Annotated in this window: 10 protein-coding genes; 4 read left to right on the top strand and 6 right to left on the bottom strand. The window is 70.2% G+C overall.

Annotated features, from left to right (window positions below; translation table 11 throughout):
- Together VGH85_04415 and VGH85_04420 are read left to right on the top strand one after the other, a co-directional pair.
- Window positions 1–366 (top strand): carboxymuconolactone decarboxylase family protein, encoded by a 366-nt coding sequence (locus VGH85_04415; GenBank protein ID HEY2173036.1) that lies wholly within the window; start codon window positions 1–3, stop codon window positions 364–366.
- Window positions 366–551, top strand: coding sequence for a hypothetical protein (locus VGH85_04420; GenBank protein ID HEY2173037.1), 186 nt, complete (start codon window positions 366–368; stop codon window positions 549–551). Before VGH85_04415 ends, VGH85_04420 begins: the two co-directional genes overlap by 1 nt.
- A 192-nt stretch (window positions 552–743) precedes the next feature.
- Here the strand turns inward: VGH85_04420 and cydC are convergent, their stop codons facing one another.
- From cydC to VGH85_04450, 6 genes are read right to left on the bottom strand one after another with little or no spacing between them, the layout of a single operon-like run.
- Complete coding sequence (gene cydC / locus VGH85_04425; protein HEY2173038.1) at window positions 744–2,558, bottom strand: thiol reductant ABC exporter subunit CydC; 1,815 nt, start codon at window positions 2,556–2,558, stop codon at window positions 744–746.
- Entirely contained in the window at window positions 2,555–4,240 is a 1,686-nt protein-coding gene (cydD, locus tag VGH85_04430) for a thiol reductant ABC exporter subunit CydD (GenBank protein HEY2173039.1), read from the bottom strand. Before cydD ends, cydC begins: the two co-directional genes overlap by 4 nt.
- Window positions 4,237–6,039 (bottom strand): cation:proton antiporter, encoded by a 1,803-nt coding sequence (locus VGH85_04435; protein ID HEY2173040.1) that lies wholly within the window; start codon window positions 6,037–6,039, stop codon window positions 4,237–4,239. Before VGH85_04435 ends, cydD begins: the two co-directional genes overlap by 4 nt.
- Window positions 6,036–7,379, bottom strand: a complete 1,344-nt coding sequence (locus tag VGH85_04440) for a DUF2254 domain-containing protein (GenBank protein HEY2173041.1) — start codon at window positions 7,377–7,379, stop codon at window positions 6,036–6,038. The genes VGH85_04435 and VGH85_04440 overlap by 4 nt, the downstream gene beginning before the upstream one ends.
- 28 nt (window positions 7,380–7,407) lie before the next feature.
- On the bottom strand, window positions 7,408–8,508 hold the full coding sequence (cydB, locus tag VGH85_04445) for a cytochrome d ubiquinol oxidase subunit II (GenBank protein ID HEY2173042.1): 1,101 nt from the start codon (window positions 8,506–8,508) through the stop codon (window positions 7,408–7,410).
- 13 nt (window positions 8,509–8,521) lie between these two features.
- The gene (locus VGH85_04450) at window positions 8,522–9,916 is read right to left on the bottom strand and encodes a cytochrome ubiquinol oxidase subunit I (GenBank protein ID HEY2173043.1); all 1,395 of its coding nucleotides are present in this window, start codon (window positions 9,914–9,916) and stop codon (window positions 8,522–8,524) included.
- Between the two features lie 152 nt (window positions 9,917–10,068).
- Here VGH85_04450 and VGH85_04455 point away from each other — a divergent pair, with 152 nt between their 5' ends.
- Together VGH85_04455 and zwf are read left to right on the top strand one after the other, a co-directional pair.
- Window positions 10,069–11,649, top strand: a complete 1,581-nt coding sequence (locus VGH85_04455; GenBank protein ID HEY2173044.1) for a GMC family oxidoreductase — start codon at window positions 10,069–10,071, stop codon at window positions 11,647–11,649.
- A 52-nt stretch (window positions 11,650–11,701) separates the two neighbouring features.
- Window positions 11,702–13,078: a glucose-6-phosphate dehydrogenase gene (gene zwf, locus VGH85_04460; protein ID HEY2173045.1), complete on the top strand. Its 1,377-nt coding sequence runs from the start codon at window positions 11,702–11,704 to the stop codon at window positions 13,076–13,078.
- Window positions 13,079–13,084: the final 6 nt, after the last annotated feature.

The following is a 13,084-nucleotide window of genomic DNA, read 5'->3' on the forward strand; positions in this document are numbered from 1 at the left end:
GTGAGCAAGGACACCGAGGACATTCTGCTCGGCTTGTCCGCCGGTGACGTCGCCGTACTCGAGGCGCTCGAGATGCGTGAGGCGCAACAGGACCGCACCGGCCTCGACGCCCGGACGTTCGCCCTCGTGAAGATCGCTGCGCTGATCGCGCTCGACGCGCCACCGGCGTCGTACATGTGGCAGGTTGCGAACGCTCTCGCCGTCGGCGCGACGCCGGAGGACATCCTCGGCGTGATGCGCGCGATCGCACCGCAGATCGGCCTGCCGAAGGTCGTCGCCGCCGCGCCGGAGATCATGGTCGCGCTCGGACTGAGCCTGCCGGGCGAGGACGACGGGACCCCGTCACCCAACGGCGGCGGACGGTAATGCTGCGCCGCAGGCGCACTCTGCTGCGGGCCGCCGCGGTCGGCGGAGCGGCGTACCACGTCGGGAAGAAGCGGGCGCAGCGCAACGACACCGAGGCCGAGCAGAACGCGAAGGTCACGCAGGTCGAGCAACAGCAGCAGATGAGCCAGCCGTCGGCGACCCCCGGCGCCCCACCGATCGGCTAGCCGCAGCCGCTGTCCCCGCGGCCCGACCAAAACGCACTCCTAGTGCGTTTTGGTCGTGTGGCACGGCGTGTCGCGGACCACAACGCACTAGGAGTGCGTTTTGGTCACCGCGGTGAGCGGCCACCCCGTGGACAAAACCCACTAGTAGTGGGTTTTGGACGTGTCGTACGGCGTGTCGTGGTCCACAACCCACTAGTAGTGGGTTTTGTCCACCGGGTCCACGGGGTCAACGGCGGCGGTGGAGTCGTGCGCGAGGAGGTCGGCGTACGGGCCGGGCGTTTGAGCGAGGTCCGCGGGCCGCCCGCGTTGCACCACCCGGCCGGAGTCGAGTACGAGCACCTCGTCCACGCCGTCCAGCCCGGCAAGGCGGTGGGTCACCAACAGCACCGCCCGGTCGCGCCCGGCCGCCAGCAGATCCGCGGTCACGGCCTCGGCCGTCGCCGGGTCGAGCGCCGCGGTCGGTTCGTCGAGCAGCAGTACAGGACGCCGGGCGAGCAGTGCGCGGGCGAGCGCGAGCCGGGTGCGTTCCCCACCCGACATCCGTGCGCCGCGTTCGCCGACGTAGGTGTCGACGCCCTCGGGCAGACTGCGCACCCACTCGGTCAGACGGGCCTGGTGCATGGCGTCCCAGAGTTCCTCCTCCGTCGCGTCGGGACGTGCCAGGCGCAGGTTCTCGCGCACGGTCGAGTCGAAGATGTGCGCGTCGCCTGCGACGTGCCCGATCCGCATCCGCACGTCATCCGCCGACGCGGCGAGGACATCCGTGCCGTCGAGGACGTAGTCCCCGCCCGACACGTCGACGAAGCGCAGCAGCGCCGCAGCAAGGGTGGTCTTGCCCGCGCCGGTCGGCCCGACGACGGCGACCCGGCGACCAGGACCCAGGTCGAGATCCACCCCGGACACGCCGCGCGGCCGATCGTCATCCGGAGCATCGGGGTCGGCCGGCCACCGCGCAGTCAGCCGGCGCACCGCGATTCGGCCGGGACCGTCCGCGACCGGCACCGGCACCGCCGGCGAAGCGACCGGCACCGGCGCGTCGAGTACGTCGGCCAGCCGCCCGGCCGACGTACGCACCCGTGACCACACCGACAACGCGGGCGCGATCGCCGACACCGCCTCCCAGGTCGCGAGCGGGAGCAGGACCACCACTGCCAGGTCGACGCCGCGCAGCGTCCCGGACCGTACGGCGGGGATCCCGACCTCGACCATGCCCCAGACGGCGAGTCCGCCGACGAGGGCCGCGAGCCCTGCGCCGATGCCTTCGACCCGCCCGGTGGCGCGGGCGACCCGGGAGAGCTCGGCGTCGGCGTCCTCGGCGCGGGCCAGCCATTGCCGGTCGGCGCCGCACGCGACGAGATCCGGTGCCGCGCGCAGCGTCTCGACGACGACGGTGGACATCCGGTCGCGGGCCGGCGCCAGCAGCCGGTCCGAGCGGCGGCCGGCCGCGGCGGTGACGACCGGTACGACGGTCGCGGCCACGACGACCGCAACCGCGAGGACGAGGCCGGCCGGCGGCAGCAGCCAGGCCACCGTGCCCACCGACAGCGCCCCGACCAGCACGCCCACCGCGATCGGTTCGACGACCCGCAGCGGCAGGTCCTGCTGGCCGTCGACGTCGGCGACGAGCCGGGTGAGCAGGCCGCCCCGGCGGAACGCCGCCAGGCCGGCGGGAGCGAGGGGCTCCAGCCGGGCGGCGACCACCACCCGCAGATCGCCGAGTTGGCGGAAGGCGACGTCGTGCGACACCAACCGTTCGAAGTAGCGGAACACGGCCCGCCCGATGGCCAGGCCCCGGACCGCGACCACGGCGATGCCGAGGGCGAGCACCGGCGGGTGCTGCGCGGCGCGGGAGATGAGCCACGCCGAGACGGCCATGAGGCCCACCGCACTGCCCAGCGCCAGGGTTCCGAGACCGACGGCGCCGGCGAACCGACGGCGCGGCCACGGCGCCAGATCGAGGATCCGGCCGACCGCGTGATCCCCGTGACGAGTGACGGCGCGCGTCATGCCGACACTTCCACGGCCGAGCTCTCGGCCGCCACCTGCGCGGGAAGGGATAGCCGCACCACCCGGTCGGCGGCGCGGGTCACCGCCTCGCGATGTACGACGACCAGCACGCACCGCGGGCGCAACGGTTCGTGGGCGATGCGCCGCAGCGTGTCGACGATCCGTTCCTCGGTCGCGAGGTCGAGGTGCTCGGTGGGCTCGTCGAGCAGCAGCAGCCCGGCGCCTCGGGCGCTGCGCAGCAACGCCCGGGCCAGCGCCACCCGTTGCCGCTGCCCGGCGGAGATGCCCGCGCCGTCCTCGCCGAGCAGCAGCGCCGGATCCAGCTCGTCCGCGGCGGCCGCGGCCAGCGCGTCCGCGACCTCCGCGTCGGTGGCGTCCGGTACGCCGAGGGCGACGTTGTCCGCCACCGTTCCCGCGACCAGCGCCGGGCGTTGCGGGACCCAGCCGATCTGTTCCCGCCACACCACCGGGTCGCACTCGGCGAGGTCGACGGCGCCGACCCGGATCCGGCCGGCGGCGGGGGTCGTGAAGCCCAGCACCGCGGCGAGCAGGCTGGACTTTCCCACCCCGGACGGGCCGATCACCGCGACCAGCTCCCCCGGCGCGACCCGTAACGTGGCACCGGCCAGCGCGGCCCGTGGCCGGTCCGGGTAGCGGATCTGCAGGTCGGTGACGTCCAGTCCGAGCTCGGCGACCACCGGGGCACGCAGGTCGCCGCGGTCCGGTAGCGGCTCGTCGAGCACGTCGAGGACCCGCTTCGCGGTGGTCACCCCTTCCGCGGCGGCGTGATAGCCGCTGCCCATCTGGCGCAGCGGCAGATACGCCTCGGGAGCCAGGATCAGCACGAGTAGCGCAGTCTGCAGCCCGACCGAACCACCGAGCAGCCGCAACCCGACCGATACGGCAACGAGGGCGACCGACAGGGTCGCGGCCAGCTCCAGGACGAACGACGACAGGAACGAAACTCGCAGCACCGACAACGTCGTACGCCGGTAGTCATCGGTCACCTTCCGCACGGCGGTCGCCTGTGCCTTGCCCCGGTCGTAGACGCGGAGCACCGGCATCCCGTCGAGGACGTCGAGGAAGTGGTGCGAGAGCCGCTGCAGGGCGGACCACTGCCGCTCGGTGCGGGCCCGGGTCGTCCAGCCGACGAGCACCATGAACACCGGGATCACCGGCAGCGTCACGAGAACGATCACGGCGGACAGCACGTCGGCGAAGCCCATCGCCGCGATCACCATCGGCGGCACGATGCAGGTCAGCACCAGCTGCGGCAGGTAACGCGCGACGTAGGGATCGAGGGCGTCGATGCCGCGAGTGGTGAGCGCGGTGAGGTCGCCGCTGCGGTTGCCGGCGAGCCAGCCCGGCCCGAGGTCGAGGATGTGCCGGAGCAGCCGGGCGCGCAGTTGCTGCTTCACCCGCGCCGCGGACCGGCTCGCGACCGCCTCCTGGGCCCACGCCAGCAACGCGCGTACACCGATGACGGCGAGCAGCAGCACCAACGATCCGCGCAGCGCAGCGAGGTCGGAACCGTGGACGAACGCTGCGGCGATCAGGTGGGCCAGCAGCACCGCCTGGGCGATCACGGCGACTGCGGAAAGCACGCCGAGCCCGGTGCCCACGGCGATGTAGCCGCGGGCGGACCGCGCCTCGCGCAGCAGCCGGGGATCGAGCGGTCTCACGCCATCCCCCAGACCGAGAGCCGCGGGCGGGGAGGCACCGGATGCGGCGTCGCCGGGCCGAGCAGCACCGTGATGTCGCCGGGCTGCGCCGACGGGACTCCGCGGCCGGTCACCGGTTCCAGTCGACCCGAGGCCCGGATCACGAACATCACGTCGTGGTCCGCCGGCGCCGGCCCGTCGTCCGCACACAGCGAGATCTGTGCACCGCCCCGATGTCGTTGCAGCAACGTCGCACCGGTCAACCTGCCGCCGAAGAGGATCTGCCCGCCCATGTACGGCGCCACGACACCATTGCTGCGCAACGGCGGGGCGAGCCGGTAGACCGACCCGTCGACGTTCCCCTCGAGCACGGTCGACGCGAGCGCGTTGAAGTCGTCCTCGACGGTCAGCAGCAGGACGGCGGTGACGCCGGCCAGCTGTGCCCCGCGTCCGGTCGCGGCGGCGAGCAGCTCACCGGGGGCCAGATCCAGTCCCGCGGACCGGATCCGGTCGCGTTGCCGCTCCCTCGGCGCCCACATCAGCACCGGCAGTCCGGCCGACTGCAGCACGATCCCGAGGTCGATGACCCACGGATCGCCGCCGACCAGCAGCGGCCGGGTCTGCGAGGGGCGGCTGACCCGTAGCCGTCGCGCGACCGGTGCCGCCGTCAGGCCGTACACCGCGACGGTGGCGACGATCACCAGGAAGGTGGCCGGCAGGATCTTCCCCGCGCCCGGGACACCTTTGGCCGTCAAGGCGACGGTGAACGTCGACGCCGTCGCGGCCGCGACGATCCCGCGCGGTGCCATCCAGCCCACGAAAGCCCGTTCACCGCGGCTGAGGTCGGTGCCCAGGCTCGACAGGAGGGCGATGAGCGGTCTCGTCGCCAGCACGAGGACCGCCACCAGGACGAGCGTCGGCAGCACGAGGTTGCGCACCGAGGCGGGGGTCACGGTCGCCGCGATCGACACGAAGAGCACGCCGAGGGTCAGGTCGATCAGCGTCTCGGCGAACGGCCGGCGGGCCGGGACGTCGTAGGCCTTGGTGCTCGCCATCGCCAGCCCGACGACGATCGCGGCGATGAGCCCCGAGTCGTCCCGGATGATGTCGCATCCGGCGGCGACCGCGATCACCACGGCGAGTTGCGCCGTCGCCCCGAGCACCTCGCCGAGCCGGAGCTTGCGCAGCAACAGCCACAGCACCACCGCACCCAGGAAACCGCCGGCGAGGCCGACGGCGAAACTGAGGAAGAACTGCGTGATCTGTGCCCCGCGCTCGCGATGGGTGCTCGCGACGATGGCGTTGAACACCACCACCCCGAGGATGGCGCCGACCGGATCGATCAGGGAGCCCTCCCAGGTGAGCAGCCGCTGCAGCCGCTCGCCCGGGCGGACGAACCGCAGGATCGGGCCGACGACGGTGGGACCGGAGACGACGAGAATCGCCCCGAGCATCACCGCCGCCCGCTTGGACATTCCGAGCACCGGATCCGCGACAAGGGCGACGACGATCCAGGTGATGGGAACGCCCAGCAGGATCAGCCGGATGACCACCCGGCGGGTGTGTCCGTGCAGTTTGCGCAGGTCGAGCCCGAGGCCCGCCTCGTAGAGGATCAGCGCGACCGCGAGCGACACCAGCGGCTGGAACGCCGATCCCAGCAGGCGATTGGGGTTGACGTCGCTGGTGAGCGCGCCGGCGATGAACCCCGCGGGAAGCAGCACGATGAGCGCCGGAATCCGCAGCCGGCTGGCGAGCACCTGCGACCCGACCGCGAGCACGAGGATCAGCCCCACTCCGAGGAAGATCTGGTCCGACGTCACGCGAACGGTCCTCCGTCGGCCACCGGGACCGGTGGCTCCTGGTTCTCGGTCGTGGGTGCGCCGAGCCCCTGCCGGTCGCGGATGCGTGCGGCGGCCCGGTCGTCCGGGTCGGCGTAGGACCGGTCGATCGCCGCATCGAGCCGGGTCAGTTCCAGCCGGACCGGCGCGTGGCGGTCGGCGGGAAGTACGTCGAGCAGCCCGTCGAGCATGGCGCGCAGCCGTCGACAGACCTGGATGGAGTTCGCGCCGTACGCCCGGATCTCGGTCACCCCCAGTCGGAGGTAGTCGTCCCAGCCCCGGCCCGGGATGATCAACCGGACGACACCGTGGGCGTCAGTGACAACGTAACGATCGCGCAGATCGCTGCGGCCCAAACGCTGCAGAAAGGTCTCGATGTGGTCGAGCACCTGGACCGCGGTCGTCGGGTCGTTGATCGCCGCGGACAGCGCCCGTATCGCGATGTCCACCATGATCCGCAGGGCGAACGCGGGATCCTGCTCGATGGTCCGCTCGTCGCCCTGGGCGATGAATCCCCGCAGCTCTTCGACCTCGTCGTCATCGAGGACGCCACCGACGGCCGCGGCGGGGACCTCGATGAGTGTGGTGCCGGGCGGGACGAAATCTCCGACTGAGCGGGCCAGGACCAGGACGCAGTCGTGGCGGACGGCAGCACCGATCAGGCCTTTGGCGTCGACGGCCTGGATCGCTCCTGGCCGGGTCGATGTCACGGCGAGCATCTGACCCGTCGGGGCTGCGTCCGTCGGGTCGAGGCCGCGCACCTTGCTGCTCGCGACCAGTCCGGACCAATCGGTCAGCACCTGGTGACCGGTCTCCCCCACCAGCGCGGCCACCGCGACCGGGCGAAGGGCGTGGGTGAACCGGTTGAGATAGATCAGCAGCATGATGATGCTCACGACGACCGCGGCACCGGCGAGGGAGACCCCGAGGTCGGGAACGGAGTTCTCCTCGACCTTGCGCAGCAGCGAGAAGGCGAATGTGAGCGTGCCGGTGAACGTCGCCAGCACCGCCTTCTGCAGTCGGTCCCGGTACCACAGCCGCATGAACCGCGGGGACAGCGTGCCGGTCGCCTGCTGGATCACCAGTACGCCGATGGTGACGACGAATCCGAGCAGCGCGACCATCGCCCCGGTGATCGAGGCGAGGACCGTACTGGCCGTCGTCGCCGAATAGTGCCATCCGACAGGCAGATGAGCGTTTTCGTCTATCCACAGGACCAACTGCGCCAGCAGCGTGCCGAGGATGGCGCCCAGCAGTGGCAGCACCCACAGGCTGCCCTTGAGATATTGGCGCGTCCGGAACCGCGCCGCCCACGTTCTCATCCGCACGACCGCGGGTCGGCGCGGCACGTCATGTCGGTGGTCGGGTCGCGGCCGGCGGCGCCTGCTGGGCACCGTTCGAGTCGGGTGCGGCGGCATCGGACTTCGTGTCCGGGCCGGGCGGACCGGTCGGCGCCGGCTGGAAGTCCTCCGTGCGCAGCCGCTGCCGGAACACGTGGTAGGTCCAGCCCTGGTAGAGCACCACGATCGGGAGCAGGACGAGGGCGATGACGGTCATCACCTTCAGCGAGTAGGACCCGGAAGCGGTGTTGTGCACGGTGAGGTTGAAGGCCGGGCTGGTGCTGGAGACCATGACGTTCGGATAAAGCTCGACGAAGATCGACAGCACCGTCGTCGCCATCGCGAATGTCGTCGCGAGGAACGACCATCCCTCGTGCCCGTCGCGGATCGCCCACGCCGCGCCGATCACCGCCAGGACCGCGATGATCTCGAACAGGTTCGGCAGCACTCCCCGACCGGAAGCCACATGCGTCCAGATCGCGAACGCCAGTACGGCGAGGCCGGTGAGCGGAGCGATCCGGCCGCCCAGCCGGGTTGCCCGGGTGCGCAGGTCGCCCGTGGTCTTCAATGCCAGGAAGCTCGCACCGTGCAGGATGCAGAGCAGCACGAGGGTGACCCCGACGAAGACGCCGTACGGCGTGAGCAGGTCGACAAGGGATCCGGTGAACTCCTGGTTCTTGCCGATGGGCACGCCCTGAAGCAGTCCGCCGAGCCCGATTCCGACCAGCAGCGGGACGAGCAGGCTGCCGACGGTGAGCAGAATGTCCCAGGTACGCCGCCACCGGTCGGTGTCGACCTTGCCGCGGAATTCGAACGACACCCCGCGCACGATGAGCGCCACCAACAGCAGGATGAAGACCATGTAGAAGGCGGAGAACATGGTCGCGTACCAGCCGGGGAAGGCGGAGAACATCCCCGCCGCCGCGACGACCAGCCAGACCTCGTTGCCGTCCCAGAGCGGGCCGATCGTGTTGATCGCCATCCGGCGCCCTGTCTCGTCGTGCCCGACGACGTCGTGCAGCATTCCGACGCCGAGGTCGAAGCCCTCCAGGACGAAGAACCCCGTCCAGAGCGCGGCGATGATGATGAACCAGGTAGAGACAAGGGTCATCGGTCGTCCCGCCTCAATACGTCATGGCCGGGAGGCGGACCTCGGGCTCGTCTCCGGCAGCCGGCTCGGGGCCGATCTCCCGTCGGGCGTAGCGCATCATCAGCACGATGTCGACGACGGCCAAAGCCCCGTACAACAGCAGGAATACGATCAGGCTCGTCGCGACGGTCGCCGTGCTAATCGACGGTGACACGCCGTTGCGGGTCAGCTGGACGCCCTGCACGATCCACGGCTGTCGGCCGCTCTCGGTGAGCAACCAGCCCGCGGTGTTCATGATGAACGGCAGCGCGGCCGACCAGATGGCGGCGCGCAGGAACCATTTCCCGCGGTCGAGTTTCTTGCGGTAGAGCAGCCATACTCCCCAGCCCGCGAGGATGAGGATCAGACCCGCGGCGTAGGCCATGATGCGCATCGACCAGTACTGGACGAAAACGTTGGGCACGTAGTTGCCCGGTCCGTACTTCTGCTGGTACTGGTTCTGCAACGGGGTCAGGCCCTGCACCTTGCCGTTCCAGTGGTTGGTCGCCAGCAGCGACAACAGGTGCGGGATCGCGATGATCTGGGTCGGGGTCTTGTCGTCGTTGCCGCCGCCGATCTGGAACAGCGAGAAGGAGCACGGCTGGCAGGTGGTCCACTGCGCTTCGGCGGCGGCGATCTTCATCGGCTGGTACTTGCCCTCGACGACGCCGAGCTCGCTGCCGACGAACATCGCCAGGATGATCGACGGCGCCAACACCATCAGGGACAGCCGGGCGGCCGGTCGGAACACCGCCCGCGCCCCGCCCCGACGCAGCTGCCACGCCGAGATGGAGAGCATCACCACGGAGGCGGTGACCAGCGACGCGAGGAGCACGTGGACGTAGCCCCACAGGAAGACGGGATTGGTCAGGACCGCCCAGATGTCGGTGAGCTGCGCGCGGCCGGTAGCCGGATTGATCTTGTATCCGACCGGGTGCTGCATCCACGAGTTCGCCGCCAGGATGAAGGCCGCGGACAGCATCGCGCCGAAGGCCACGGCCCAGATGGTGGCCAGGTGCACCCGGCGTCCCAGCTTGTTCCAGCCGAACACCCACAGCCCGAGGAAGGTCGACTCGAGGAAGAAGGCCGCCAGACCCTCCATGGCCAGCGGAGCGCCGAAGACCCCGCCGACGGTGCGCGAATAGACCGACCAGTCCATGCCGAACTGGAACTCCTGCACCAGGCCGGTGACCACCGCGACGGCCACGTTGATCAGCAGCAGGACGCCGAAAAACCGGGTCAGCCGCAGGTACTCGGGCCGTCCGCTACGGTGCCAGGCCGTCTGCAGCAGCGCGGTGAGGAACCCCAAACCAATGGTTACCGGTACAAAAAGGAAGTGGTAGATGGAGGTCATCGCGAACTGCACGCGGGCAAGATCGAGCTGACTCATCTGCAGCTCCCATCCCTTCCGGCGGCGCGCAGATCGTCCTGGCCTGAGGGTGCGTCCGCCGGGGCGGGCCGGGCATCACGCAAACAGGATGAAATTTCTCTTCATCCCCTCGGGGTGATGCGGGTCGGGTAGCCGGGGACACACGGTGGGTCGTGGCCGACGACCAGCACTACGACGTCATCGTGATCGGGACGGGTGCGGGCGGAGGGACCCTGGCGCACCGGCTGGCACCCACCGGCAAACGCATCCTGCTGCTCGAACGCGGTGACTACCTGCCCCGCGAGCGGGACAACTGGGAGTCGGAGGCGGTCTTCGTCGACGCGAAATACCGGGCCCCGGAGTTCTGGCTCGACGAGGACGACAACGAGTTCCCGCCCGAGGTGAACTACTACGTCGGCGGCAACACGAAGTTCTACGGCGCGGCGCTCTTCCGGCTGCGTCCGCAGGACTTCGGCGACATCACCCATCACGGCGGGATCTCCCCCGCGTGGCCGATCTCCTACGACGACCTCGAGCCCTACTACACCGAGGCCGAGCACCTCTACCTCGTCCACGGGCGGCACGGCGAGGACCCGACCGAGGGGCCGGCCAGCGCGCCGTACGCCTTCGGGCCGGTCGAGCACGAGGCGCGCATCCAGCAGCTCAACGACGATCTGCAGAAGAAGGGCCTGCACCCCTTCCACCTCCCGATCGGCGTCAACCTCACGCAGGACGACCACGGCCTCGCGACGCCCGCCAGCGTCTGCATCCGGTGCGACCGGGTCGACGGCTTCCCCTGCCTCGTGCAGGCAAAGTCCGACGCGCAGGTGATCTGCGTCGATCCCGCGCTGCGCCACGACAACGTCAGCATGCTCACCCACGCCTACGCCGACCGGCTGGAGACCGACCCGTCCGGGCGGACCGTCACCACCGTCGTCGTCCGGGTGGACGGCGGGTCGACCCTGCGTCTGACCGCCGACGTCGTGGTCGTCTCCTGCGGTGCGGTGAACTCCGCGGCGCTGCTGCTGCGCTCGGCGAACGACAAGCACCCGCGCGGGCTGGCGAACAGCTCCGACGTGGTCGGCCGCCACTACATGCGGCACAACAACGTCGCCGTCATCGCGGTGTCGAAGGAGCCCAACCCGACGCGGTTCCAGAAGACGCTAGCCATGAACGACTGGTATTCAGGCGCCGACGACTTCGACTACCCGCTCGGCGGGATCCAGATGCTGGGAAAGTCCGACGCGGACCAGATCAAGGCCGGCGCGCCGCGCTGGGCCGCCGCCGCGTCGCCGGAGATGCCGTTCGAGGTGCTCGCCCACCACGCCGTCGATTTCTGGCTGTGCGGCGAGGACCTGCCGGCACCGGGCAACCGGGTCACCCTCGACAAGGAGGGCCGGATACATCTCGCGGTCGACCCGAAGAATAACGTCGAAGGCGTGAACCGGCTGAGGCACAAGCTCGAGGGCATGCTCGGCGACCTCGGGATGCGCAGACACAAGCTCGTCGACCACAGCATCTATCTGCACAAGGGCCTCCCGATCGGGGCAACCGCCCACCAGGCCGGGACGGTGCGCTTCGGCTCCGATCCGGCCAGCTCGGCACTCGACCCGACCTGCAAGGCGCACGACGTGGACAACCTCTACGTCGTCGACACCAGCTTCTTCCCGAGCATCGGCGCGGTGAACCCGTCGTTGACCGCCATCGCCAATGCACTACGGGTCGGAGACCACATCGCCGAACGGCTCGGCTGAGCCACTATTGACGCGGTGCGGCCGACGTATCGACAGCGAGAGGGCGGGATCCATGCCGACAGATCAAGCGGATGCGCTGGTCATCTTCGGAGCGACCGGGGACCTGGCGAAGCTAGAGACCTTCCCGGCCCTCGTCGGCCTGGTGGAGCGCGGTGTTCTCGACGTACCGGTGATCGGGGTCGCGAAGAGCGGCTGGGGTCTCGACCAGTTCCGTGACTACGCCGCCACCTCGCTGAAGAACAACGCGATCGACCCCAAGAGCGAGCCCGCGGCCAAGATGCTCGGCCTGCTGCGCTACATCGACGGTGACCTCGGCGACGACGCCACCTACGCAACCGTGGCGAAGGAGGTGGGCAAGGGCAAACGCGCCCTCTTCTACCTCGAGGTGCCGCCCTTCCTCTTCGACCGGATCGCGCGCGGGATCGCGAATGCCGGGCTGGCCGACGGTGCCCGGGTCATGGTCGAGAAGCCGTTCGGCACCGATCTGGCCAGTGCGCAGAAGCTGAACACGACGATGCACGAGTTCTACGCCGAGGACGCGATCTACCGCGTCGACCACTGGCTCGGGCTCGACCCGGTGGACAACGTGCTCTTCACCCGGTTCTCCAACTCCATGCTCGAACCGCTGCTCAACCGCGACCACGTCCAGAGCGTGCAGATCACCATGGCCGAGGCGTTCGACGTCTCCGACCGCGGGCGCTTCTACGACCAGACCGGGGCGATCCGCGACGTCGTACAGAACCACATGTTGCAGGTGCTGGCGACAGTGCTCGCGGACCCGCCGAGCGGGCAGAACCTTGATTCCTGGCGGACCTCGAAGGCGAGTCTCATCGCCGCGCTGGGACCGCTGTCCGCGGACACCACCGTCCGTGGCCAGTACGCCGGCTACCGCAAGGTCGACGGCGTCGACAAGAAGTCGACGGTCGAGACCTTCGTCGCCGTCCGGCTCGCCGTCGATTCCTGGCGCTGGGCGGGCGTGCCGGTCCTGATCCGGGCCGGCAAGTGCATGCCGGTGACGGCCACCGAGGTGAGCATCCGGTTCCGGCAGCCGCCGTACGACCTCTTCGGGGTCATGTCGCCGGCGATCCACAACTCGCTGCGGTTCCGGATCTGGCCCGAGGCCGCTGTCGGTCTCCGCCTCGCCGCGAAGAAGCCCGGCGCGGGGTGGGAACCGCAGATGGACGACCTCTCCTTCGCCCAGCAGCCGGGCGAGGACATGCGGCCCTACGACCGGCTCATCGGCGCGGCACTCGCGGGCGACCGTTGGCTGTTCGCCCGACAGGACACCGTCGAGGCGGCGTGGGAGGTCGTCGACCCGGTGCTCGGCGACGTCGTAGGGGTCCATCCCTACGACAAGGGCAGCTGGGGACCTGAGGAGGCCGACCGTCTGCTCCCCGACGGGGAGTCCTGGCACGACCCCCAGGGCTGACGCACC

This window comes from Mycobacteriales bacterium (genome assembly GCA_036497565.1).
GTDB lineage: Bacteria > Actinomycetota > Actinomycetes > Mycobacteriales > QHCD01 > DASXJE01.